General features: G+C 69.4%; 20 protein-coding genes, 1 tRNA gene and 1 pseudogene. 9 read left to right on the top strand and 13 right to left on the bottom strand.

The genetic code is table 11. The annotated features are described in order from the left end of the window. Positions 1–82: 82 nt before the first annotated feature. Positions 83–712, top strand: coding sequence for a superoxide dismutase (locus CFK39_RS02190; RefSeq protein ID WP_089066251.1), 630 nt, complete (start codon positions 83–85; stop codon positions 710–712). A 126-nt stretch (positions 713–838) separates the two neighbouring features. On the opposite strand, the gene CFK39_RS17105 is transcribed toward CFK39_RS02190, so the two are convergent. After that, complete coding sequence (locus tag CFK39_RS17105; protein ID WP_275094123.1) at positions 839–961, bottom strand: hypothetical protein; 123 nt, start codon at positions 959–961, stop codon at positions 839–841. Positions 962–1,012: 51 nt separating this feature from the next. On the opposite strand from CFK39_RS17105, the gene CFK39_RS02185 reads away from it, so the two are divergent. Beyond that, on the top strand, positions 1,013–1,540 hold the full coding sequence (locus tag CFK39_RS02185) for a single-stranded DNA-binding protein (protein ID WP_089064088.1): 528 nt from the start codon (positions 1,013–1,015) through the stop codon (positions 1,538–1,540). 15 nt (positions 1,541–1,555) lie between these two features. Here the strand turns inward: CFK39_RS02185 and CFK39_RS02180 are convergent, their stop codons facing one another. Continuing rightward, on the bottom strand, positions 1,556–2,083 hold the full coding sequence (locus tag CFK39_RS02180) for a PPA1309 family protein (protein ID WP_089064087.1): 528 nt from the start codon (positions 2,081–2,083) through the stop codon (positions 1,556–1,558). A gap of 154 nt (positions 2,084–2,237) precedes the next feature. Here CFK39_RS02180 and CFK39_RS02175 point away from each other — a divergent pair, with 154 nt between their 5' ends. The 3 genes from CFK39_RS02175 (at position 2,238) to CFK39_RS02160 (ending at position 6,283) form a co-directional block, all read left to right on the top strand. Then, positions 2,238–5,339, top strand: coding sequence for a UPF0182 family membrane protein (locus CFK39_RS02175; RefSeq protein ID WP_245822830.1), 3,102 nt, complete (start codon positions 2,238–2,240; stop codon positions 5,337–5,339). Positions 5,340–5,513: 174 nt separating this feature from the next. Then, positions 5,514–5,587 (top strand) — tRNA-Met (locus tag CFK39_RS02170). A 99-nt stretch (positions 5,588–5,686) separates the two neighbouring features. Beyond that, positions 5,687–6,283, top strand: a complete 597-nt coding sequence (locus CFK39_RS02160) for an SGNH/GDSL hydrolase family protein (protein ID WP_089064085.1) — start codon at positions 5,687–5,689, stop codon at positions 6,281–6,283. Positions 6,284–6,295: 12 nt separating this feature from the next. On the opposite strand, the gene CFK39_RS02155 is transcribed toward CFK39_RS02160, so the two are convergent. From CFK39_RS02155 to CFK39_RS02130, 6 genes are all read right to left on the bottom strand, one after another. Further along, on the bottom strand, positions 6,296–7,108 hold the full coding sequence (locus tag CFK39_RS02155; RefSeq protein ID WP_245822828.1) for a C2 family cysteine protease: 813 nt from the start codon (positions 7,106–7,108) through the stop codon (positions 6,296–6,298). A 32-nt stretch (positions 7,109–7,140) separates the two neighbouring features. After that, positions 7,141–8,361 (bottom strand): pyrophosphate--fructose-6-phosphate 1-phosphotransferase, encoded by a 1,221-nt coding sequence (locus CFK39_RS02150; RefSeq protein WP_089064084.1) that lies wholly within the window; start codon positions 8,359–8,361, stop codon positions 7,141–7,143. A 106-nt stretch (positions 8,362–8,467) separates the two neighbouring features. Beyond that, positions 8,468–9,259, bottom strand: a complete 792-nt coding sequence (gene hisN / locus CFK39_RS02145; RefSeq protein WP_089064083.1) for a histidinol-phosphatase — start codon at positions 9,257–9,259, stop codon at positions 8,468–8,470. A 99-nt stretch (positions 9,260–9,358) separates the two neighbouring features. Next, positions 9,359–10,426 carry a ribosome small subunit-dependent GTPase A gene (gene rsgA / locus CFK39_RS02140; protein WP_089066248.1) on the bottom strand — a complete coding sequence of 356 codons (1,068 nt, stop codon included), beginning with the start codon at positions 10,424–10,426 and terminating at the stop codon, positions 9,359–9,361. Further along, entirely contained in the window at positions 10,423–11,748 is a 1,326-nt protein-coding gene (gene aroA, locus CFK39_RS02135; RefSeq protein ID WP_089064082.1) for a 3-phosphoshikimate 1-carboxyvinyltransferase, read from the bottom strand. The genes rsgA and aroA overlap by 4 nt, the downstream gene beginning before the upstream one ends. 4 nt (positions 11,749–11,752) lie before the next feature. Then, complete coding sequence (locus CFK39_RS02130) at positions 11,753–12,319, bottom strand: hypothetical protein (RefSeq protein WP_089064081.1); 567 nt, start codon at positions 12,317–12,319, stop codon at positions 11,753–11,755. Between the two features lie 264 nt (positions 12,320–12,583). On the opposite strand from CFK39_RS02130, the gene CFK39_RS02125 reads away from it, so the two are divergent. Then, the gene (locus CFK39_RS02125; RefSeq protein ID WP_275094122.1) at positions 12,584–13,291 is read left to right on the top strand and encodes a sigma-70 family RNA polymerase sigma factor; all 708 of its coding nucleotides are present in this window, start codon (positions 12,584–12,586) and stop codon (positions 13,289–13,291) included. Next, positions 13,288–13,638, top strand: coding sequence for a mycothiol system anti-sigma-R factor (gene rsrA / locus CFK39_RS02120; RefSeq protein ID WP_089064080.1), 351 nt, complete (start codon positions 13,288–13,290; stop codon positions 13,636–13,638). Before CFK39_RS02125 ends, rsrA begins: the two co-directional genes overlap by 4 nt. A 102-nt stretch (positions 13,639–13,740) precedes the next feature. On the opposite strand, the gene CFK39_RS17425 is transcribed toward rsrA, so the two are convergent. The 5 genes and pseudogenes from CFK39_RS17425 to CFK39_RS02100 all read right to left on the bottom strand — a co-directional run bounded on the left by CFK39_RS17425 (position 13,741) and on the right by CFK39_RS02100 (position 20,537). Beyond that, positions 13,741–13,815, bottom strand: a complete 75-nt coding sequence (locus CFK39_RS17425) for a 50S ribosomal protein bL37 (RefSeq protein WP_377017627.1) — start codon at positions 13,813–13,815, stop codon at positions 13,741–13,743. A 120-nt stretch (positions 13,816–13,935) separates the two neighbouring features. Beyond that, positions 13,936–14,580, bottom strand: coding sequence for a GDSL-type esterase/lipase family protein (locus CFK39_RS02115; RefSeq protein ID WP_089064079.1), 645 nt, complete (start codon positions 14,578–14,580; stop codon positions 13,936–13,938). 82 nt (positions 14,581–14,662) lie between these two features. Next, positions 14,663–18,531 (bottom strand): annotated as a pseudogene (locus CFK39_RS02110) (multifunctional oxoglutarate decarboxylase/oxoglutarate dehydrogenase thiamine pyrophosphate-binding subunit/dihydrolipoyllysine-residue succinyltransferase subunit). A gap of 123 nt (positions 18,532–18,654) precedes the next feature. After that, positions 18,655–19,752, bottom strand: a complete 1,098-nt coding sequence (locus CFK39_RS02105) for a HAMP domain-containing sensor histidine kinase (protein ID WP_089064078.1) — start codon at positions 19,750–19,752, stop codon at positions 18,655–18,657. Then, the gene (locus CFK39_RS02100; protein ID WP_245822825.1) at positions 19,749–20,537 is read right to left on the bottom strand and encodes a response regulator transcription factor; all 789 of its coding nucleotides are present in this window, start codon (positions 20,535–20,537) and stop codon (positions 19,749–19,751) included. The genes CFK39_RS02105 and CFK39_RS02100 overlap by 4 nt, the downstream gene beginning before the upstream one ends. Before the next feature lie 404 nt (positions 20,538–20,941). On the opposite strand from CFK39_RS02100, the gene CFK39_RS02095 reads away from it, so the two are divergent. After that, positions 20,942–21,781, top strand: coding sequence for a M23 family metallopeptidase (locus CFK39_RS02095; protein WP_245822824.1), 840 nt, complete (start codon positions 20,942–20,944; stop codon positions 21,779–21,781). Further along, entirely contained in the window at positions 21,781–22,836 is a 1,056-nt protein-coding gene (gene tsaD, locus CFK39_RS02090; RefSeq protein WP_157697025.1) for a tRNA (adenosine(37)-N6)-threonylcarbamoyltransferase complex transferase subunit TsaD, read from the top strand. Before CFK39_RS02095 ends, tsaD begins: the two co-directional genes overlap by 1 nt. Positions 22,837–22,904 lie beyond the last annotated feature (68 nt).

Here is a 22,904-nt window from a genome sequence, read left to right as displayed (position 1 = left end):
CGCTTCCCCGTGGCAGGATGGATGGCACGGCAGGTCACGCATCGGCTGGGCCTGCGTCCACCACGACGAAGGGATGATCCGCATGGCTGAGTACACGCTTCCTGATCTCGATTACGACTACGGGGCGCTGGATCCTTCGATCTCCGGGAAGATCATGGAGCTGCATCACTCCAAGCATCACGCGACCTATGTCAAGGGTGCGAACACGGCGCTGGAGAAGCTGGCGGCGGCGCGTGAGGCGAATGATTTCTCGACGGTGAACCAGTTCTCGAAGGATCTGGCGTTCAACCTCGGTGGCCACACGAACCACTCGATCTTCTGGAAGAACCTCTCGCCCGAGGGTGGGGACAAGCCCACCGGTGAGCTGGCGCAGGCGATCGATGAGTTCTTCGGCTCGTTCGATGCGTTCCGGGCGCACTTCACGGCGGCGGCGCTGGGTATCCAGGGTTCGGGCTGGGCGGTGCTGGCGTATGAGCCGCTCGGTGGGAACCTGGTGATCGAGCAGTTCTACGATCAGCAGAACGGTGTGCCGGTGGCGACGATCCCGCTGTTCCAGCTGGATATGTGGGAGCACGCGTTCTACCTGGATTACCAGAACGTGAAGGCGGATTACGTCAAGGCGATCTGGAACATCGTGAACTGGGCGGATGTCCAGGCGCGGTTCGAGGCGGCTCGTTCGAGCGCTTCCGGGCTGGTCGTGCCCACGGCCTGAGGCGCGTTCCGCTCCTGTCACGGACGGGCCGGTGGTGAGGTGACCTGGCGATATCGCCGGCGCACCTCGCCACCGGCCCGTCTTTGTCGCTGTCCGGGGTCAGGACCGGCCCGAGGACCCGCGCAGTCACCGCCGGCTGGGGCAGCGGTCCGCGCCCAGCAGCGGACCGTTCCTCCACAGCTCCCGCTCGTCCACAGGAACGCAGCCGCCCTGGAACCACAGTGCCGTGGCCTGGACGCTGAGGGGCATCGGCACGGTGCCGAGGCCGGGGTATCCCGGCGATCCAGGAAGGACACCGCCATGCGCGACATCCAGACCATCATCATGGGCAACGCCACTGCCGACCCGACCGCCCTGCGGCAGGCCGACGGAACTGTCTCCGCCAAAGTGCGGGTCGCCGTCACCGGGCGCTACTACAACGCCTCGCAGCAGGACTACATCGATCGCAAGACGGAGTTCATCACGGTGTTCGTGCGCCGCCAACTGGCCAAGAACGTGCTGCTCTCGGTGCGCAAGGGCCAGCCGCTGATCGTCACCGGGCGGCTGCACAGCTCCGAGTGGTCCGGCGACGACGGAGCGATGCGCTTCTCCCTGAACCTCCAGGCCGAGGCCATCGGTCATGATCTCACCTACGGAACCGCCGCCTACCGCCGTCCCGACCGGGGCGAGGACGTGCCGGACATCGATCCGTACACGGGTGCCATCGTCCCCTCGGTCGGCGCCGCGCCGTCGACGGAGGAGAGCGCAGAGGGCGGCGCAGGCGATGGCCTCGATGACCTCACGGGCGAGGAGCAGTCCGAGGAGGAGTCCCTCGCGCCGGCATTCTGATCGCTCCCCCTGCGATCATTCCGTCTCGGTCAGGGTCTGGAGCAGGGCCTGGGAGATCTCGGGCAGCAGCGCGGTGGCGAGGACGTAGCCGTCCTCGCCGCCGTCATGCACCGCGGACCACGTGGTGCCGTCGTCCAATGCGGCGACCACCACCCGCAGTGGACGGTCGACGGGCAGACGGCGCCCGCCCTCCTCGTCACGGACGGTCCAGGCGGCGGGTGCGAGGTCGCAGGCGATCGCTCCGCCCGCAGCCAGCTCCGGCCATTGCGCGGACTCGAGGACAGTCAGTGGATCGGTGGCGACGGCGGAGCCGTCATCGAGATCGATCGGGGTGAGGTGGAGCTCGTCCTGAGCCTCGCCCCCGTCCGCCCCCAGCAGGGCGGCGAGCGAGGGGGAGGCCGCCATCAGCTCCGCACTGCGGGCCAGCGCGAACAGGCGGGGCGTGGGCAACGGGCCGCCCTCCACATGGCGGGCGACCTCGAGAACTGCCGCCGCCAGAGCGGCTGTCGGCGGGTCCAGAGGGTCCGGAGAAGCAGTTGTCATCGAATCGAGAGGTCCCTTACAGGTTCGCCTGACAGAATGGGGTGACCGTCGCGCTGACGTGGCGGCACCACACTGTACCCGGAGCCCTCGGACCACTGCCTGCGCAGCGGCCGGCGGGACCGTCGGCTCCGACATCGAAGCACCGAGGTTATCTGTGAGTTTCTCCGCCCCGTTCGGCGATATGCCCCGGCCACGCCCCCGGCCGGCCCCCGATGCACGACCGAGCGGTCCCAGGAGGATCTCGCCGCTGGCGATCACTGCCGGTGTCATCGCCCTCCTCGTCATCCTGCTGGTCATCGCCTCCGAGGTGTGGACCAAGTTCCTGTGGACCGACCAGCTGGAATTCACCGATGTGCTGCTGACCCGCTGGGGCACCCAGGCGGCGCTGTTCTTCGGCGGTGCCGTGCTGTTCGCGATTCCGCTGTTCCTGAGCCTGCGCCTGGCCTATACGAAAAGACCGGTGTACCCCCCGGTCACCCGGGAGCAGGAAGCACTCGAGCAGTTCCGTTCGGCGGTGGACCCGCTGCGGCGCGGCCTGACCTACGGCGCCCCGGTGGTGATCGGCGCCTTCGGCGGTCTGGCACTCTCCCGGCGCTGGCAGGACGTGCAGCTCTTCCTCCACCCCCAGGACTTCGGCCAGACCGATCCTGTCTTCGGCAACGACATCTCGTTCTACGTGTTCACGCTGCCGCTGATCGACATGCTCATCTCCTTCGGGCAGTTCGTGCTGCTGGTCGCCATCGTGGGTGCGCTGGTGGGGCACTTCATCTACGGGGGCGTCAGCTGGGGACAGGAGAGTGGTCTGGAGGTGACCCGGGCGGCCCGCCGCCACCTCGGGATCCTCGCCACCGTCTACGTGCTGCTGCTCGGCGCCGGCCACTGGTTCCAGCGCTACGACCTCCTCACCGCAGTCCATTCACGGTTCGAGGGCGCGTCCTATGCCGACGTCAAGGCGATCCTTCCGGCCCAGACCATCCTCGCGATCGCCTCGATCGCGGTGGCGGCGCTGTTCGTGGTCTGGATCTTCCGGTCGGACTGGCGCATCCCTGCGATCGGCGCGGGCCTGATGATCCTGTCCACGCTGGTGGTCGGCAACCTCTACCCCTGGGCGATCCAGCAGTTCCAGGTCCAGCCCAATGAGCGTGCGCTCGAACAGCCCTACATCCAGAACAACATCGACGCGACCCGCACCGCCTTCAACCTCGATGGCGTCAACGAGGTGCCGTACACGGCCAGCACCGACGTCGAGCCGGGAGCGCTGCGGTCGGATGCCTCGACCACCGCCCAGATCCGTCTGATGGATCCCCACATCATCTCGCCGACCTTCGAGCAGCGTGAGGCGAACCGCCGCTACTGGGGCTTCGAGGACGTGCTGAACGTGGACCGCTACGAGATCGACGGGGAGCTGCAGGACACCGTCATCGGGGTGCGTGAGCTGCGCCCGGACAAATTCGGCCTGGCCCAGCGCTCCTGGGTGGATCAGCACATCATCTACACCCACGGCTACGGCACGGCGGCAGCCTACGGCAACCGCCGCAACGCCGACGGCGAGCCCTCATTCCTGCAGTCCGGAGTGCCCGGCCAGGGTGCCTTCGGGGACTACCAGGAGCGGGTCTACTTCGGCCAGCACTCGCCCGACTACTCGATCGTGGGAGCGCCCGAGAGCAGTGAGCCCGAGGAATTCGACTACCAGCGCGGCGGCACCGACGAGGAGGAGGGCGGCGACCAGGTCTACAACACGTACCAGGGCGACGGCGGCCCCTCTGTCGGCGGTTTCATGAACCAGCTGCTCTACGCGATCAAGTTCCGCGATCCGAACATCGTCATCTCCAACTACCTCAACGAGGACTCCCAGATCCTCTACGACCGCGACCCGCAGCAGCGGGTCCGGGAGGTCGCACCGTTCCTGTCGCTGGATTCGCAGATGTACCCGGCCGTGGTCGATGACCAGCTGGTCTGGGTGGTCGACGGCTACACCTCCACGTCGGAGTACCCCTATGCGCAGTCGGTGAACCTCGATCAGACCGTCGATGACTCGCAGACGGACCCGAACGCGACCGCCGCCAACCGGGAGCGCTCGGCGAACTACATGCGCAACTCCGTCAAGGCGACTGTGAACGCCTTCGACGGCTCGGTGACGCTGTACACCTGGGACACGGAGGATCCGATCCTCAAGTCTTGGGCAGAGGTGTTCCCCGACGCGCTGCAGCCGGCCTCCGACATCAGCGGCGAGCTGATGTCCCATCTGCGCTACCCCGCGGACCTCTTCAAGGCGCAGCGGGAGATCCTGTCGACCTACCACGTCACCGAGGCGGACGACTTCTTCACCCAGCAGGACTTCTGGCAGGTCCCGCCGGATCCGACGGTGCCGGCCCCCACGAACCCGGACGGCACCACCGGTGATCAGGCTCCCCAGCCTCCGATGTACCTCACGATGCAGATGCCCAGCGATGAGTCCCCGCGCTTCATGCTCTCCTCGAGCTTCATCCCCTCCGAGGGGCAGAACGTGCTCACCGGCTATCTGGCCGTGGATTCGGAGACCGGAGACCAGAGCGGGAACCCCGCGGACACCTTCGGGGACATGACCCTGCTCGTGCTGCCGGCCTCGAACCCGGTCAACGGTCCCGGCCAGGTGCAGGCGACCTTCAACGCGGAGCCGAACGTGTCCAAGGCGCTGAACCTGCTGAAGTCGGGCAACTCCGAGGTGCTCAACGGCAACCTGCTCACGCTGCCGGTCGGCGGCGGACTGCTCTATGTCCAGCCCGTCTACCTGCAGTCCTCCGCCTCGGGCGGCGGCACCCAGTACCCGCTGCTGCAGCTGGTGCTGGTCTCCTTCGGCGAGAAGATCGGCTTCGCGCCGACGCTCGATGAAGCACTGGACCTCGTCTTCGGCGGGGACTCGGGTGCGACCGCCGGCGACGCCGAGATCACCGACACCGATGCACCGTCCGGCACCGCCGACGCCGTCACCGGTGAGGGAAGCGTCGACGAGGGCGAGGACGCTCCCGCAGAGGACGAGGGGCAGAGCTCCGCACCGCCCGCGGACGGCACCGCCGAGGAGCGCCTCGAAACGGCGCTCACGGACATGGATGCCGCTGTCAGCGACGCGGAGACCGCGATGGCGGACGGTGACTGGGCCGCCTACGGCGATGCCCAGAAACGGCTCTCCGACGCCCTGAACCGGGCGATCGCAGCCAACGAGGAGCTTGAGGGCAGCGGCACTCCGGCCCAGCCCTCCGACGGCGGAGGCGGCTGATCCGCCGCTGCTCACCGCTCCCGAGGACGCCCGACCGGCACCGGCCCACCGCCGGATCCGGCCGGGCGTTCCGGCGTTCAGGCAGGTGAACGCACCATGAACGTGTCATGGCACACGTTCGGGCGCATCGGGTTGGACGCGACCACGGGGGAGCCGTAGAGTAGTCCATGTCGCCGCGGGGTGGAGCAGTTCGGTAGCTCGCCGGGCTCATAACCCGGAGGTCGTAGGTTCAAATCCTGCCCCCGCTACGAGAGGAAGGCCCGGACAGTGGAAACACTGTCCGGGCCTTCTGCCATGTCTGGCACGATGTCGTCCATGACCTCCACCGCACCCCCCGCCCCCGAAAACTGCTGTTCATCGGCGACTCGATCACCGATTGCGGGCGCCGAGAGGATCCCGCAGAGCTCGGCCACGGGTACGTGCGATTGCTGGCCGAGCACTTCGCCGCCCACGAGCCCGCCGCGGCCGTGCTCAACCGGGGGATCGGTGGCGACAAGGTCGCGGACCTCGAAGCGCGCTTCGCCCCCGACTGCCTCGACCTGGCACCCGATGTGGTGACGATCTTCGTGGGCGTGAACGATGCCTGGCACCGCTTCACCCGCGGTGAGCAGATCACCGAGGAATCCTTCGAGGCGGGGTACCGCCATCTGCTCGAGCAGCTCGCCGCCGCGGCACCCGAGGCGCCGGTGGTGCTGATCATCCCCGTCGTCGCGGATATCGACGACCAGGCGGCACGGATCCACAGCGATCTGGACGGCAAGGTGGCGATCATCCGCGCGCTGGCACAGGAGCACGGGCACCGGATCGTGGACCTCGAGCAGGTGCTGGCTGCGGCGCTTGCGGCCGGGCACCGCCCGGAGGACATCGCGGAGGACGGCGTGCATCCCACCCCGGCCGGGCACCGCCTGATCGCCGACGCCTGGCTCGACGCCGTCGGGCGCTGAGCGGGCCGTCGATCAGCCCAGCGGTGCGGTGACGTCCACCGAGAGGAACCCGCGGCGGAAGCTGCGGGCATCGAGCACCAGGAGCTCTGCCGGGCGTGCAGGGTTGCGCAGGTGGATGTGTCCGCTGTGCGCATCGGCGCCGACGACGGCGAACACGTGGTTCGGCGGCAGCGGCCCGGCGGCGGTGGGCACCCGCGGGCTCAGCGGATGCGTCGAGGCAGCGATCGCCCGGTGCTGTGAGCGCCAGGCTATGACCTGTGCGGCGCTCGGCGTCCGCAGCTGCGTGCGCACCCGCTCGCCCAGCAGCAGTTCGAAGCCGAAGCGGGCGAATCCGCGCTGCAGGAAGGGGTAACCGCCGGCCACGTGGAGGGCGATCGCCTTCTCGAGCACACCCACCCAGCCGGGATTCGCGCCGTCGCGGCGGCCGTACTGGAAGGTGCCCCGGGCATCGACCGGCAGGTGACGGTCCACCCGGATCGGCTCCGTCATCCCCGGCAGCTGCACGGCGACGATCCCGCCCGCCTCCTCGCTCAGCAGCTGCCGCAGACGCTCCGGTGCGGTCTCGTGGATCGCGAGCATCGGGGCCATCAGCCAGCAGTCCCCGAGCCGGCCCTGCCGCGGGCGCAGCAGCCGGGCGGGGGCCAGCGGGCCTCGATCTTCCTTCAGCGCCGTGGCGTGCGGGCCAGGAGCGGGAGGGCGGGGGCTGTCGCCGGTGCGCGTGCCGTCCTGCGGCGCGCCCGGACGCGCTTCACGCGCCCGCCCGGTGGGGGCGAGCGCGTGAAGGGTGCGGCGCCAGGTGCGCACGCGGGGGCGGCGGGCACTCATCAGCATCTCCGCCGAGCCCGTGGACCCGGTCCTCAGTGTGCGTCGGCCGGAACGATCTTCTGGCCGGTGCGCTCCATGACCTCGTGGAACCAGGGCTGGGAGATGTCGAAGGCCTTATGGCCGGCGACCCGCTCGAACTCGACGGCGCGCAGCACGTTCCCGCGCTCCTCGTCGTGCCCGATCAGGCCCGAGCCGCCCTCGAGGGCGACCTGCACCGCGTAGTCGGTCATCGACTTGATCAGCCGGATGTCCTCCGGATTCGCCTTCGCGGAACGGGCGAAGTAGCCGGACTTCTGGACCATGACCTTCTCCGCGCCGAGCCGCGGCGCGAACTGCTTCGCGAACCACTGGCCGGGGTTGATGGTGTCGATCTTGACGTGGCCGAAGGGGTCCTTCTCCGGCTCCTCGCCGCGGGCTTGCATCTCGGCGACGATCTCGGGGATCCCGGCCCCCTCGGAGAGGAAGATGTTCACGCAGCCGGCATCGTCCATGACGGCCTTGAGGCGCTCTGCCTCGCCCTCGATGTCGAGCTTCAGCTCGGGCAGGAACACGGCATGGACATCCCAGCGCTCGGCGCGGTGGCCGATCCCCGGCAACCACTCCTGCTGGGAGTGCCAGGTCTGGTAGTACTCGGCGGCCTGCGCAGTGAGGTAGCCGCAGGCTCGACCCATGATCTCGTGGATGATCAGCATCTTCGGGTTCGAACCGTGCTCGGCGACGATGTTCTGTGCGAACACGCTGGACTGCTCCGCGGCGGACTTCGCGCCGAGGGACTGACGGATCGGCACGATGTCGTTGTCGATCGTCTTGGGCAGGCCGACGACCTGCATCTCGTGGCCGTTCTCGTGCAGGAACTTCGCCAGATCCGCCGCGGTGGTGTTGGTGTCGTCGCCGCCGATGGTGTGCAGCACATCCACACCGTCGTCCTTGAGCTTGTTCGCCGCGACCTCGAGGGCGTTCTCGCCCTCCTGGATCAGGCCGCGCTTGACGAGGTCCTCGGTGTTGGTGAGCTTCACGCGGGAATTGCCGATGGGGGAGCCGCCGTAGTTGTGCAGCAGCCCCGCCTTGGCACGCACCTCCTCGTCCACCACCAGCTTCTCGCCGGAGAGCAGACCCCAGTAGCCGTGCTTGTACGCGATGATCTCGACATCGGGCACCAGTTCGGTGTACCGCTCGATGAGGCCGCCGACGGCGGAGGACAGGCAGGGGGCATAGCCACCGGCGGTCAGGAGGGCGACGCGCTTGACGGTCATGGAGAGGGAGTTCCTTCACGGTTCGGGGTCACGAAGGCTCGAGTCTACCGATCGGACCTGGACGGCCCCGACCGCGGCCCTGGCGTGGACTCCGGCCGCGAACTGATCACGCCCGGGACGCGAGCGCCTCCAGGATCTCCTCGTGCAGCCGTCCGTTGGTGGCCACCGCGCTCCCGCCGAAGGGCCCGTCCTCACCGGTGAGCGAGGTGAAGCGGCCACCGGCCTCGGTGACGATCGGGACCAGGGCGACCATGTCGTGCAGCGCGAGCTCCGGCTCACAGGCCGCATCGACCGCCCCCTCGGCGACCAGCATGTATGACCAGAAATCTCCATAGGCACGGGTGCGCCAGAAGCGCTGCATGAGGTTCAGCATCTGCGGCAGCCGCTCCTGCTCCGCCCACGCGTGCAGCGAGGAGTAGGACAGCGAGGCCTCACCGATCGAGTCGACGGAGGAGACCTGGAGGCGTGAGGCGCTGTTGATCCGGGTGCCGGTCCAGGCGCCCACCCCCTCACCACCCCACCAGCGCCGGCCCAGCGACGGCGCGGAGACGAGGCCCACGACGGGACGACCGTCCTCGATGAGTCCGATGAGGGTGCCCCATACGGGCACGCCCCGCACGAAGTTGCTGGTGCCGTCGATGGGGTCGATCACCCATTGCCGTGGGGACGCGCCGGTGCTGCCGAACTCCTCACCGATCACCTGATCACGGGAGCGGGCACGGGCGAGCTGGGAGCGCACCAGCTGTTCGGCCGCGCGGTCGGCGTCGGTGACCTCGGTGAGGTCTGGCTTGGTGGAGACCTCGAGATCCTGCGCCTTGAAGCGCGACATCGTCAGCTGGTCCACGGCATCGGCCAGCACGTGTGCCAGGCGCAGGTCATCGGCGAATCGACTGGACATGCGCCTACAGTACGGGCCGCGCCCGCCCGTCCCGCGCAGCGACGCGGGAGCGTGATGAGACCGAGGCGCGACCATGGATCGCCGTGGCGCAGGCGCGGTTCACATCTCCCAGGGGTCGTTCTTGCGCAGCGTCGTGGCCAGCCGTCGATAGGAGAGCAGCCGGGCGGGGCCGGCGCTGCCGGCGCCTCCGGCGGCGACCTGCTCGTCCAGCGAGCAGTCCGGGGCGTCCTCGAGATGGGTGCAGCCGCGGGGGCAGGCCTCGGCCAGCTGAGCGAGGTCAGCGAAGGCGTCCAGCAGCTCCTCGGGGTCCACATGGCCCAGGCCGAAGGAGCGCACCCCCGGTGTGTCGATCACCCAGCCGGAGTCGGCCGGAAGCGGCATCGCCAGCGCCGAGGAGGACGTGTGCCGACCCCGCCCGGTGACGTCGTTGACCCCTCCGATGGCACGGTCTGTTCCCGGGACCAGCGCATTCAGCAGCGTGGACTTCCCAACGCCCGAATGGCCGACGAGCACGCTGATCCGCCCGGAGAGCCGCTCGCGCAGCTCCTCCAGGCCCACGATGCCGGGATGCGCCGGATCCGCCGCCTGTGCTGGCGTCTCGCGACGCGTCACCACGTGCTCGAGGCCCAGCGGCGTGTAGGTGGTGAGGAACCCCTCGGGAGAGCGCAGATCGGACTTGGTCAGCACCAGCAGGGTGTCGATCCCGGCGACGAAGGCGGCGACCAGGCAGCGGTCGATCATCCCGCCGCGCGGTTCCGGCTCGGCGACGGCAGTGACCATCACCATCAGGTCCACGTTCGCGACCAGCGGGCGCTCCGTGGAATCGTCGTCGTCGGCGCTGCGCCGCAAGAAGGAGCTGCGCTCCCGGATGCGCACGATGCGGGCGAGGCTGCCCTCGCGCCCCGAGGTGTCACCGACCAGACCGACCAGGTCACCGGGGACGATCGGGGAGCGGCCCAGCTCCCGGGCACGCATCGCGGTGACCGCGCGCTCCTCGGCCGTGCCCTCGGCCAGCAGCGTCCGCCACCGCCCGCGGTCCACGGAGACCACTCGGGCGGTGACGGCATCCTCGTGCTTGGGCCGCTCCTTCGTGCGCGGACGCGAGCCGCGCCGCTGCGGACGGATGCGGACGTCGCTCTCGTCGTACTCCCTCGCGGAGCGTCTCACGCGTCGTCCGCCGCCGGCTCCGGGTGCAGCATCGACAGCCACATCCCCACGAAATCCGGCAGCGTCTTCTGCGTGGTGCCGATGTCGACCACCCGCAGATCCGGGACCCGCAGGCCGATGATCGCACCGGCAGTGGCCATGCGGTGGTCCTCGTAGCTCTCGAAGACCGCGCCGCGCAGCTCACCGGGATGGATCTCCACACCGTCGTCGAGCTCGGCAGTGCGCGCACCGACCTTGGTCAGCTCGGTGGCCAGCGCCTTCAACCGATCGGTCTCATGGCCACGCAGGTGGGCGACTCCCGTGAGCCGGGACGGGGAGTCCGCCAGCGCGCACAGGGCCGACATCGTGGGCACCAGCTCGCCCATCGCGGACATGTCCGCGTCGATGCCGTGGATCTCCCCGGTGCCGCGCACGCACATGGTCCGACCCTCGCGCCAGACCTCTCCGCCCATCCGGGTCAGCAGGTCGCGGTAGGCGTCCCCCGGCTGGGTGGTGGTCTCGGGCCAGTCGTCGACCGCGATGGTGCCGCCGGTGGCCAGCGCCGCGGCCAGGAACGGACCGGCGTTGGAGAGGTCGGGCTCGACGGTGACCTCCATCGGCCGGATCTCTCCATGACGGACCTGCCAGCGGTGGCGGCCCTGCCCATCGAGCCCGTGCGAGGCCTCGATGCCGGCCTGGCGCAGGGTCTCCATGGTCATCTCGATATGCGGCAGCGAGGGCAGCACCTCACCGATGTGGACGAGCTCGACATCCGCCTCCGCATGCGCGGCGACCAGCAGCATGTTGGAGATGAACTGGCTGGAGCCGGAGGCGTCGACCTCGAGACGGCCGCCGGGCAGCTTCCCGGTGCCGTGCACGGTCAGCGGCAGCCGACCGGTCTCCCCGTGCTCGGTGACCTCGACGCCCTGCTGGCGCAGGAGGTCGATCACCGGATCCATCGGCCGCTGCAGCGCAGCGGGGTCACCGGTGAAGCGGACATCGCCGTGATGCAGCGCCGCGAGCAGCGGCACGAAGCGCATCACCGTGCCGGCGAGCCCGGTGTGGATCTCGACCGGATCGGCCGGATCCGTGGGCGGAGCGGGGATCGGGGTGACGTGCAGCGCGCCGTCCTGCACCTCGAGCACCGCGCCGAGGCGCTCGAGCGCATCGCGCATCAGCCGCGTATCGCGGGAGACCAGCGCTCCGCGGAGCACGGAGGGCTCCGCCGCAGCAGCGGCTAGCAGCATCCACCGTGCCGTCAGGGACTTCGATCCCGGCACCCGCACCAGGGCGTCGACCGGTTGGTCGGCGAACGGTGCGTTCCACAGAACCTCAGAGGCCACGTCGTCAGCCCCGCTGGCCGGCGAGCTGCTTCTGCGCGGTGGCGACCGCGCTCTTCGCCTTCTTGTCGAGCGTTCCGGCCTTCTTCTCGATCTCACGCTGCTTCGCCGCGGCCTTCTTCTGGCTGCGCTCGACGAACTTGTTCGCCCGGTAGCTGAGCGAGGGGCGACCGTCGTGATCCACCACGGCCAGCAGCACGCCGCCGAGCAGGCCGGCGTCGGTGAGGATCGACTGGACCTCCTGGGTCAGCTCCTCGCCGCGCAGCTCCCAGACCTTCTTGCGGCCGGCCCAGCCGACGGAGGTGGTGGCCAGCAGGGTCGCTGCTGCGGCGCGCGGGCAGCGATTGGCGGCGTACAGGATCCCGGCGCCGGCGGCGACGGCGCCGGTGGCACGGATGACGGTGCGCACGTCCAGGAAGCCCGGGGCCGAGCTCTTGGAGATCGCGGAGTCGGCCGCGTCGAAGGCCGGCGGGTAGACATCGATCTCCCGCTCGGGGTGCAGGGCGGTGCGCACTCCCTGGAAGACGAAGGGTGCAGCGAGCAGGGGCCGGGCGATGCGACGGACCAGAGACATGGTGTCCTCACGTTCTCGACGGGGTCAGGAGGTCAGGTGGCGCGGCCGTGTCGGCCAGGTCACCGGCGTCCAGACTACCGTCCGGGGAACATCCAGCGTGCCGCGTGCGTTGGACCTGGCGATGCGCCGCGCGCGTCGCAGCCCGCAGCGGCTGCATGACCACCGCAGGACGAGACGCCCACAGGCGCCGGGAAGGCAGAGCCCATGACTGTTCCGTTGCTCGCATACGCTCCGGCCCGCCCCGGTGGCGTAGGTTTGAGAGCGATGACCCGAACAGATCCCGTCCTGAGCCCCGACGAGGGCGCGCCGGACCCCGCCCGCACCGTGGAGGTGTCGGCGGCCGCCGCGGCCCTCGAGTTCGACTTCGAGGCCGAGGCGCTCTCCCATCTCGACTCCCTCTACGGCGGCGCCTTGCGGATGACTCGCAACCCGCACGATGCAGAGGACCTGGTGCAGGACACCTTCGTGAAAGCGTTCCGGGCGCGTGAGCGCTTCACCCCGGGGACGAACATGCGAGCGTGGCTGTACCGCATCATGACCAACAGCTTCATCTCGATGTATCGCACCAAGCAGCGGCGGCCCAAGGAGGCCTGGACCGACACGGTCGAGGACTGGCAGCTGGCGGAGGTGGCCGGGCATACCAGCAGCGGACTGCGCTCCGCGGAGACCGAGGCGCTGGACCACCTGCCGGACTCCGCGGTCAAGGATGCGCTGGGCGAACTGCGTGAGGACTACCGCATGGCGGTGTACCTCGCCGATGTCGAGGGCTTCGCCTACAAGGAGATCGCCGAGATCATGGACACCCCGATCGGGACCGTGATGTCACGCCTGCACCGGGGGCGTCGCCAGCTGCGGGAGAAGCTCTCGGACTATGCATACCGCAGCGGTTTCCTGCGCGGCGGCGCGGGGACCGATGGCGCGGCGACCGGCAGCACCACCAGCGGAATGACGGATGGGGAGGACGAACGATGAACCAGGACGATCTCGCCCCTCGCGCCGGCTCCGCAGAGTCGGCGCGACGCGACCTGCGCTACGGGCTGGAGGAGGCGCTCGACGGGGAGTTGCCCGAGGAGCTGGTCCAGCGCATGCAGCGCCATGCCGACGACTGCCCGGAATGCGCCGAGGAATGGGAGCGGATGCGCCGGTTGAAGGAGCTGGTGCGCCGCAGCTGCGCTGATCGCGCTCCCTCGGAGCTGCGGGAGCGGATAGCCGTGCAGTGCCGCACCGTCTCGGTGACCCGTACGGACAGTGATGGAACCACGGTGCGGATCACCCGCACCTCGACGGTGCGCCGCGAGTTCCCGGGCGCTGACGGTTGAGAGCCCGTCCCCGGCGCGCACCCGCTCCTCAGGCTCACATGACGACGGGCCACTCCCCGCAGGGAGTGGCCCGTCGTCATGTCGCTCGCGGCGACGTCACGGTCAGCTGTTGGGGCGCTTGCCGTGATTCGCGCTGTTCTTGCGGCGAGCCTTGCGCTTGCGTCCTCGCTTGCTCATCACGATCTCCTTCCTTCGCCCGGATGACCCGACGATTGTGTCATATGGCGCTGGGGATGGCGCCGTCCGGAGCGGTGTCCGCTCCGTGCTGAGTCCGAGGTCACTCGGGAAGAGGTCACCTCAGGAGGAGGTGCCGAGCCAGCGGCCGAAGCCGCCGTGCAGCACCAGCCAGGCGATCAGTCCGTAGCCGACCTGCCCGGGATGATCGCCGGGAGAGCGGGCCAGATCGGACTCCCACTGCTCGTGGCCGATCAGACCGCCGACCGTGTCGACATACGGGATCCGCCGGCGGGAGCAGACGTCCTCGAAGGCTCCGGAGAGCTCCCGCACCGCGGCGGTGGTGCCCGCGTCCGTGCTGGGGGTCGGCCCCACCACGAAGGCGGGGATGCGCAGCCGCTCCAACCCGTCGAGAACCTTGGCGAGGTTCAGCCGGGAGCGGGCCAAGGAGATCCCGGTCCCGATGTCGGCGCGGCCCATGGCCAGCACCACCCGGTTGTCGACGGAGCCGTCGGCCTGCCCCTCGGTCGAGAAACGTCGCTGCACATCCTCGTCCCAGCGCTCCGCGAGCTCGGCGGAGGTCTCGGCGGGCAGGGCGGAGCTGAACACGTCGATGCGGTTGGCCGCTCCCTGTTCGCTGGCCACGGCACGGCCGAGCCATCCCAGCGCCCGAGCATCACCCACTCCGGCGAGGAGCTCGTCTCCGAGCGCGATGATCCGGATCCGGGACTCCGGAGACGGGGCGGGCGTCATAGGCACGGTGGGCACCGGGACCTCCTGGACGGGGACGGGGGGCGTCAACTCTAACGGCGCCGCGGGCCCCGGGCGAACCCGGGACCCGCGGCGGTGCTCAGCCTTCGAAGGCCCGGGTGAGCAGGTCCTCCTGCTCGACCTTGTGCGTCGCGTTCGACCCGGTCGCCGGGGAGGCGGAGGCGGGACGGGCGACGACCCGCAGCGTGCGTCCGACCTCGATGGCGAAGTTCATCGCCATGAAGCTCCAGGCGCCCTGGTTCTGCGGCTCCTCCTGGACCCATACCAGCGAGGCGTCCGGGTAGCGGCCGAGGATCTCCTGGAGCTGCTCGGTGGGCAACGGGTAGAGTTGCTCGACCCGCACGAGTGCGGTATCGGTGACCCCGTGCTTCTCACGCCAGGCGACGAGGTCCCAGTAGACCTTGCCGGAGGTCAGCAGCACCTGGCGCACATCGGCCGGATCCACGGTGGTGTCCTGGAGGACGGGCTCGAAGGTTCCGGTGGTGAAGTCCTCGACCGTGCTGACCGCGGCCTTGTTGCGCAGCATCGATTTCGGAGTGAAGACGATCAGCGGCTTCTTCGGCTCGGTCAGTGCCTGCCTGCGCAGCAGGTGGAAGTAGCTCGCCGGCGTGGACGGTGCGGCGACGCGCATGTTGTTCTCGGCGCACAGCTGGAGGAAGCGCTCGATGCGCGCGGAGGAGTGGTCCGGGCCCTGACCCTCATAGCCGTGGGGGAGGAGCATCACCACGCTCGATTTCTGGCCCCACTTCTGTTCGGAAGCGGAGATGAACTCATCGATGATGGTCTGCGCGCCGTTGACGAAGTCGCCGAACTGCGCCTCCCACAGCACCAGTGACTGCGGGCTCTCGACCGAGTAGCCGTACTCGAAACCGAGCGCCGCGAACTCCGAGAGCGAGGAATCGTAGACGTTGAACCGCGCCTGCTCATCGGAGAGGTAGGCGAGCGGCGTCCAGGTATCGCCGTTGTCGTGATCGATGAGCACGCTGTGGCGCTGGACGAAGGTGCCGCGACGGGAGTCCTGGCCGGCCAGGCGCACGCGATGGCCCTGCAGCAGCAGCGAGCCGAAGGCCAGCAGCTCGCCGAAAGCCCAGTCGATATTGCCCGCAGTGGTCATCTGCGTGCGGCGCTGCAGCACCGTCATCAGTTTGGGGTGGACCTCGAAGGAGGCGGGGACCTCCGAATGAGCCTGCCCGATGCGCTCGAGCACCTCGGCCCCGACCGCGGTCTGCACCGGCGTGTCGTCGGTGCCTCCCTGCTGGGCGTCCGGCAGGTCCAGGCCCTGGACCTGCTCCTGCGAGGAGGACTCGGCGGGCCGTGCGGTGCGAGTGGAGGCGAAGGCCTCGTCCAGGTGCTCCTGGAAGTTGCGCACCAGGCCTTCGGTCTCCTCCTCGGTGAGGTCGCCGCGCTCGATGAGCGCTTCCGTGTAGAGCTTGCGGGTCGAGGGCTTCTCGGCGATCAGCTTGTACATCTCGGGCTGCGTCATCGAGGGGTCGTCGCCCTCGTTGTGCCCGCGGCGGCGGTAGCACTGCATATCGATGACCACGTCGCGGTGGAACCTCTGACGGAACTCGAAGGCGATCTCGGCGACCCGCACGCAGGCCTCCGGATCGTCGCCGTTGACATGGAAGATCGGCAGCTGCGTGGACTTGGCGACGTCGGTCGAGTAGAAGGACGAGCGCGAGGAGTCCGGCAGCGTGGTGAAGCCGATCTGATTGTTGATGATCACGTGGATCGTGCCGCCGGTGCGGTAGCCGCGCAGCTCGGAGAGGTTCAGGGTCTCGGTGACCACGCCCTGGCCGGCGAAGGCGGCATCGCCGTGCACGAGGACCGGCAGCACCGGGAACTCCTCGGGACGCTCGAGACGGTCCTGCTTGGCGCGGACGATGCCTTCGAGGACCGGGTTCACGGCCTCCAGGTGGGAGGGGTTCGCGGCGAGGTACACCTTGGTGCTCTTGCCGTCGTGCGAGGTGTAGGAGCCCTCGGTGCCCAGGTGGTACTTCACGTCGCCGGAGCCGAGCTTCTGGCCGTAGTTGCCCTCGAACTCCTGGAAGATCTGCCCGTAGCTCTTGCCAGCCAGGTTCGATAGCACGTTGAGCCGGCCGCGGTGGCTCATCCCGATGGCCACCTCGTCCATGCCGTCATGGGCGGCGCCGTGCAGCACCGCGTCCAGCATCGGGATGACTGCCTCGCCGCCCTCGAGGGAGAAGCGCTTCTGGCCCACGAACTTCGTCTGCAGGAAGGTCTCGAACGCCTCGGCGGAGTTCAGGCGATCCATGATGTGGGTCAGCTCGGCCTTGTCGAAGGGCTTGCGAGGAGTTTCCATCTTCTGCTGGATCCAGGCGCGCTCGTCCGGATCGGAGATGTGCATGTACTCCACGCCGATGGTGCGGCAGTACGCATCGCGCAGCACTCCGAGGATGTCGCGCAGGGACATCTTGTCCTTGCCGCCCAGACCGCGGGTCGGGAAGGTGCGGTCCAGATCCCACAGGGTCAGCCCGTAGGTCTCGACATCGAGATCCGGGTGGGTGCGCACCTTGTACTGCAGCGGGTCGGTGTCCGCCATCAGGTGCCCGCGCACGCGATAGGCATGGATCATGTCCATCACCCGTGCGAGGCGCTCGGACTCGGTGTGCCGGAAGGGGTTGTCGGGCACCCAGCGGACCGGCTGGTAGGGCAGGCGCAACGAGGCGAAGACCCGGTCGTAGAAGCCGTCCTTGCCCAGCAGCTTGTCGCCCATCCGCTTCAGGAACTCGCCGGAGGCGGCGCCCTGGATGATCCGGTGGTCGTAGGTCGAGGTCAGCGTCATGACCTTCGAGATCGCGAGCTCGGCGAGGGTGGCGGGGCTCGCGCCCTGGAACTGTGCGGGATAGTCCATCGCGCCGACGCCGACGATCACGCCCTGGCCCTGCATGAGGCGGGGGATGGAGTGGACGGTGCCGATGCCGCCGGGGTTGGTCAGCGAGACCGTCGTGTGCGAGAAGTCGTCCATCGTGAGCTTGCCGGCGCGGGCCTTGGCCACGACCTCCTCGTAGGCCTTCCAGAACCCCCGGAAGTCGAAGCGCTGAGCGGCTTTGATGCTCGGCACCACCAGGCCGCGGGAGCCGTCGGGCCGCGGCATGTCGATGGCGAGCCCGAAGTTGATGTCCTCGCGCTTGAGCAGGAGCGGCTTGCCCTTCTCATCGATGTCGAAGCCGTTGTTCATGTCGTTGATCTCGGTGATCGCCTCGATCATCGCCCACCCGATGAGGTGGGTGAAGGAGACCTTGCCTGCGCGATGGCGCTTGAGGTGGTTGTTGATCACCAGGCGGTTGTCGAACAGCAGCTTCACCGGGACATCGCGCACCGAGGTGGCAGTGGGCACCTCGAGGGACTCGGCCATGTTGCGCACGATCGCTGCAGCGGGCCCACGGAGCTTGACGGCCTCGGGCTCGCGCAGCTCCACCGCCGGGATCTGTGCGGTGGTGGTGGGGACCTTCGCCGGGCGGTCCGAGGTCGTGGAGACGGCGGGTGCCTTCGAGGCGGCGGAGTCCTTGGCAGGATCAGCGTTCACGGCAGAGGGTTCCTTCGAGGACTGAGGGGCGGTCGCGGGGGCGGCAGCCGAGGAGCGGGAGGGGGTGGAGGACTTCGGCGCGCTCCCGACGGGATCGGAGCTCGTGGTGACGGACGCCGGAGGCTCACCGGTATCGGGCTTCTGTGCGGGGGCGCCCTGCGGCGCCGCGTCCGTGGAGGCGGTGGCATCCGTCGACGTCGCCGTTGACGTCGCGGAGTGCTCGGGGAGTTCGTGGCGGGGGAGGGGTCGGTGCTCACTGAGCCCTGGGCGGAGAAGAACTCCGCCCAACTGGGATCGACGCTCGACGGATCGTCGCGCCACTGCTCGCGGAGTGCGTCCACGAGCCACTGATTCGGGCCGAACTCCGCGGAGTCGGAGTCCTGTGTCTGCTGTGACACTCTGAGATCGCCAGCCTTCTCACGGTCGGGTGATACGGAATGCTCCCAGCCTAGCGGCAGGAGATGCTCGCCGTGCGCCGTCCCTGGGGCTCGACCGGCGAAGATGCTGTGGAGTGCGTGACATCACGTGCTCCACGAGGTGTCCGGCAGCACCACGCGGATCAGGGACGAGCGACCGTCCCGGGCGTGTTCGCTGCGGGGGTCGTCGAGGACTTCGATCGTGCCGCCGTGCAGCCCGACCGCCCAGCGCGCGATCGCGAGGCCCAGCCCGGTGCCGCCGGAGGTGTTGTCGTAGCCGCCGCGCTGGAAGCGCTCGAACACCCGGGAGCGGTCCTCACGGGCGATGCCGGGCCCCTCGTCGTGGACGTCGATGCGCACGCCGTCATCCTGCGCGGTGCGGGCGGCGGACACATGGATCCGCCCACCGGCCGGGGAATGCCGGGCGGCGTTCTCCAGCAGATTGTGTATGACCTGGTGCAGGCGCGCGGCGTCGGCGGGCACTGCCAGATCGGCAGGCTCGACGTCGATGATCCAGCGCATGTCGCGGCCCCCGGGGGCGAGGGCAGCGGCGTCGACCACCTCGTGGAGGAACGGGGTGAGCTCGACGGCCTCGAGGTCGAGCTCGACCACCCCGGCATCGAGCCGAGAGAGATCCAACAGGTGGTCCACCAGCTGCGAGAGGCGCTCGGTCTCGGTCAGCGCGACCTCGAGAGCGGCCGGATCGGGTTCGGTCACGCCGTCCACCAGGTTCTCCAGCTGGGCACGCAGGCCGGTCACCGGGGTGCGGAGCTCGTGGGAGACGTTGGCGACCAGGTCGCGGCGCATCCGGTCGGTCTGCTCGAGCTCGGAGGCCATCGTGGAGAAAGCGGAGGCGAGCTGACCGACCTCGTCACGGCTGGTGGTGCGGATGGTGCGGCTGTAGTCGCCGCGAGCCATCGCCTGGGCGGCTCCGGTCATCTCCCGCAGCGGGGAGGTCATGCCGCGGGCGAGCACCTGCGTGAAAACCAGCGCCACGAGCACCACCAGCGGCAGCGCCAGCAACGGCTCCACCCCGGCCCGGATGCTCACCTGCGTGAGCAGCGCGGCGACGGTGACGCTCGCGGCGACCAGGATCCCGAGCTTGACCTTGAAGGAGCGGAAACGGTCCAGCGGCCGGACGTCCAACCGTTCCGGGACCCGGCGTTGGGGGTCGCCCGCACCGTCGACGGCGGGCGGAGTCACGAGTCTTCGGTGGGGAGGTTCGGGGTCGGCATGGAGGAGAGATCCGACTCGCCGGCGAGGGAGCCGGGCGAGGCGGCGCCGCCCGGAGGGTCCTCGGGGTCCTCCGGGATCTCCAGGGCGTAGCCCACGCCGTGGACGGTGCGCACCAGGTCGGAGCCCAGCTTGCGACGCAGCGCCTTGACGTGGGAATCCACGGTGCGGGTCCCGGTCGCATCCACCCAGTCCCAGACATCGGCCAGGAGCTGTTCGCGGGTGAGGACGGTGCCAGGGGCGTTCGCCAGGCAGAGCAGGAGGTCGAACTCGGTGGGGGTCAGATGGGCGGGAGCGCCCGCACGCATCACCCGTCGCCCGGCGCGATCGATGACCAGGTCGCCGAACTGCAGGGCATCCTGCTTCTCGGACTCGCTCGGCGCCGGTGCCCCGACGCGGCGCACCCTGCGCAGCAGAGCCTTGAGCCGGGCGGCCAGCTCGCGCATGGAGAAGGGCTTGGTCATGTAGTCATCCGCGCCCACTCCGAGTCCCACGAGCATGTCGGTCTCGTCGTCGCGGGCGGTCAGCATCAGCACCGGCACCGGCTCGTCGGCCTGGATCCGACGGCATACCTCGAGGCCGTCGAACCCCGGGAGCATCACGTCCAGCACCACCACGTCCGGGCGCACCTCGGCGACGGCTCGCACGCCGGAGGGGCCGTCGGAAGCGGTGGTGACCTCCCATCCCTCGGCGGTGAGGCGATCAGCGATCGCGCGGGTGATCGTCTGCTCATCCTCGATCACGACGACGCGCACGCGGGGGCGCCGGGGGCAGCGTTCTGGTCCGGGGTCGACATGGCGCCACTCTAGACGCCGCCCCCTGGGAACTCAGGAATCGCGGAACTCCGGATCGCTCCTGCGAGCCGCAGCAGGGACCGGAGGGATGTCGGGGCCGGATCGAATGTGACCCACAGATCCTCCCGGGGTGCTCGGAAGTGACCTGATCACTGCCGGACAGTGCCTGCTCGTCAAGATCAGGCAACCTTTGTGGCATCGAGGCAAAAACTTGGCAATGACCCGGTCGGGATGCTCGTCATGCCAGGTGGGAGGCACGTAGGTTGTTCGAGGTTGTTCGGCGACGCGTGCTTCCCCTGTCCGGCGTCACGATCAGACAGACGCTTGGACGAGATCTACACAGTCGCAATGGAAGAGGTCAACACGTGGCGAATCATCGCGCCGACGGACGTGCAACGGTGCGCAAGCACCGCCTGGTCGGAGGGACCCACCGCGACTCCGTCGTCTCCGCCGGAGCGGTGAAGGTCGGGGTCCTCGGAGTCCTCGCCACCGCCACCATTGCTGCACCCCTGGCGGCCGCCGCGGCCGGGATCGATGAGACCGCCCCGCAGGGTGAGGCGGTTGCCCAGGCCCAGTCCGTCGCCCCCGCCGACCAGGCCCCAGCCCCCGTGGCGCTCCCCGCGGCCGACGTCGCCTCCGCGGCAGCTGTCGAGACCCGCGGCGAGGACGCCGACGCGAGCCGTTCCGAGGAGCGCACCGCCCCGGCTGCCGAGGACTCCGAGAAGGCCGAAGCCTCCGAGGAGGCCGAGAGCACCGGCATCGAGGTCTCGGTCCCCGAGCCCGTCGAGGAGGCCACGGCCGCCGAGCCGGTGGGCCACGAGGGTTACCTGCGCCCCGTCAGCGGTCCCATCACTTCGGGCTTCGGTGGACGCATGCACCCCGTCCTCGGCTACTTCAAGGGGCATAACGGCGTGGACTTCGGTGCCGCCTGCGGCACCCCCGTGGCCGCGGCCAAGTCCGGCACCGTCATCGCCGTCGAGCAGAACAGCGCCTCCGGCAAGCGGGTGAAGATCGATCACGGCAACGGGGTCGTCACCGGCTACTACCACCTGCAGGGCTACAACACCTCGGTGGGCGCCTCCGTCAGCGCGGGCGACACCATCGGCTATGTCGGCTCCACCGGGCGCTCCACCGGCTGCCACCTGCACTTCGCGAAGATGGACGAGGCGGGAAACTACTCCAACCCGATGTCGATCCTGCGGTGATGGCACTCGGGTCCCCGATCGTCCTCGGGGTCGAGTCCTCCTGCGACGAGACCGGCTTCGGTCTCGTCTCGGATGGCACCCTGCTGGGGCAGGGCCTCGCCTCGAGCGCCTCCCAGCACGCCGATTTCGGGGGAGTGGTCCCCGAGATCGCCGCCCGCGCCCATCTCGAGGCCGTCGTCCCGACGCTGCGGATCGCGCTGGAGGACGCCGACGTCGACCTGGCCGATGTCTCGCACGTCGCCGTCACCTCCGGCCCCGGACTGGCCACCGCCGTGCATGTGGGCCTCGCAGCCGCCAAGTCGATCGCCTGGGCCCTCGACAAACCTCTGTACGGCGTGCACCACCTGGCGGGCCATGCCGCCGCCGACACCCTCGAGCACGGCCCACTGCCCGAGCGCAGCATCGTGCTGATCGTCTCCGGCGGCCATACCTCGATCCTCGCTGTCGGCGATCTGGTGCGCGATCCCATCGAGCATCTCGGCGACACCCTGGACGATGCGGCGGGAGAGGCGTTCGACAAGGTCTCCCGCCTGCTCGGCCTCGGCTACCCCGGCGGGCCTGCGATCTCGCGCGCCGCCGTCGACGGCGACCCCGCCGCCTTCTCCTTCCCCCGCGCGATGCTGCGCCCGAAGGATGCGCCGTTCACCTTCTCCTTCTCCGGGCTCAAGACCGCGGTGGCTCGGACCGTCGAGACCCTCGAGCGCGCAGGGGAGCCGGTCCCCGTCGCGGACATCGCGGCTTCCTTCGAGCAGGCCGTCGTCGATGTGCTGGTGAAGAAGTCGCTCCGTGCCGTGCGCGAGCGGAACCTGGACACGCTGGTGATCGTGGGCGGCGTCGCCGCCAATGCTCGCCTCCGCGCGGTCGCCCAAAAGAAGTGCGATGCCGAGGGCATCGAGCTGCGGATCCCGTCGCCGCGGCTGTGCACCGACAACGGCGCGATGATCGCCGCGGTCGGGGATCTGCTGGTGCGCTCCGGGGCCGCGCCCAGCGGTCTGGGCATTGCCGCGGATCCCTCGGCAGTGCTCCACGGGGCTCAGCTGCCGCTGCTGCGGTGAGGTCCCTCTCACACCCGGTGTCTCCGACGGCGATGACGCGGTCCGTCACCCGCAGATGTTGCTAGACT

The sequence above is a fragment of the Brachybacterium avium genome, from assembly GCF_002216795.1.
Taxonomy (GTDB): Bacteria; Actinomycetota; Actinomycetes; order Actinomycetales; family Dermabacteraceae; genus Brachybacterium; species Brachybacterium avium.
The sequence above is the reverse complement of the archived record's forward strand: the minus strand, read 5'-3'. Positions and strand labels throughout refer to the sequence as shown.

Bases quoted from the DNA above. Each gene is read 5' to 3' on its own strand.
- CFK39_RS02155 (WP_245822828.1), bottom strand. From the start codon at position 7,108: ATGAGTGCCCGCCGCCCCCGCGTGCGCACCTGGCGCCGCACCCTTCAC.
- CFK39_RS02150 (WP_089064084.1), bottom strand. From the start codon at position 8,361: ATGACCGTCAAGCGCGTCGCCCTCCTGACCGCCGGTGGCTATGCCCCC.
- tsaD (WP_157697025.1), top strand. From the start codon at position 21,781: ATGGCACTCGGGTCCCCGATCGTCCTCGGGGTCGAGTCCTCCTGCGAC.
- CFK39_RS02180 (WP_089064087.1), bottom strand. From the start codon at position 2,083: ATGACAACTGCTTCTCCGGACCCTCTGGACCCGCCGACAGCCGCTCTG.
- CFK39_RS17105 (WP_275094123.1), bottom strand. From the start codon at position 961: ATGCCCCTCAGCGTCCAGGCCACGGCACTGTGGTTCCAGGGCGGCTGC.
- CFK39_RS02185 (WP_089064088.1), top strand. From the start codon at position 1,013: ATGCGCGACATCCAGACCATCATCATGGGCAACGCCACTGCCGACCCG.
- CFK39_RS02125 (WP_275094122.1), top strand. From the start codon at position 12,584: ATGACCCGAACAGATCCCGTCCTGAGCCCCGACGAGGGCGCGCCGGAC.
- rsrA (WP_089064080.1), top strand. From the start codon at position 13,288: ATGAACCAGGACGATCTCGCCCCTCGCGCCGGCTCCGCAGAGTCGGCG.
- hisN (WP_089064083.1), bottom strand. From the start codon at position 9,259: ATGTCCAGTCGATTCGCCGATGACCTGCGCCTGGCACACGTGCTGGCC.
- CFK39_RS02190 (WP_089066251.1), top strand. From the start codon at position 83: ATGGCTGAGTACACGCTTCCTGATCTCGATTACGACTACGGGGCGCTG.
- CFK39_RS02130 (WP_089064081.1), bottom strand. From the start codon at position 12,319: ATGTCTCTGGTCCGTCGCATCGCCCGGCCCCTGCTCGCTGCACCCTTC.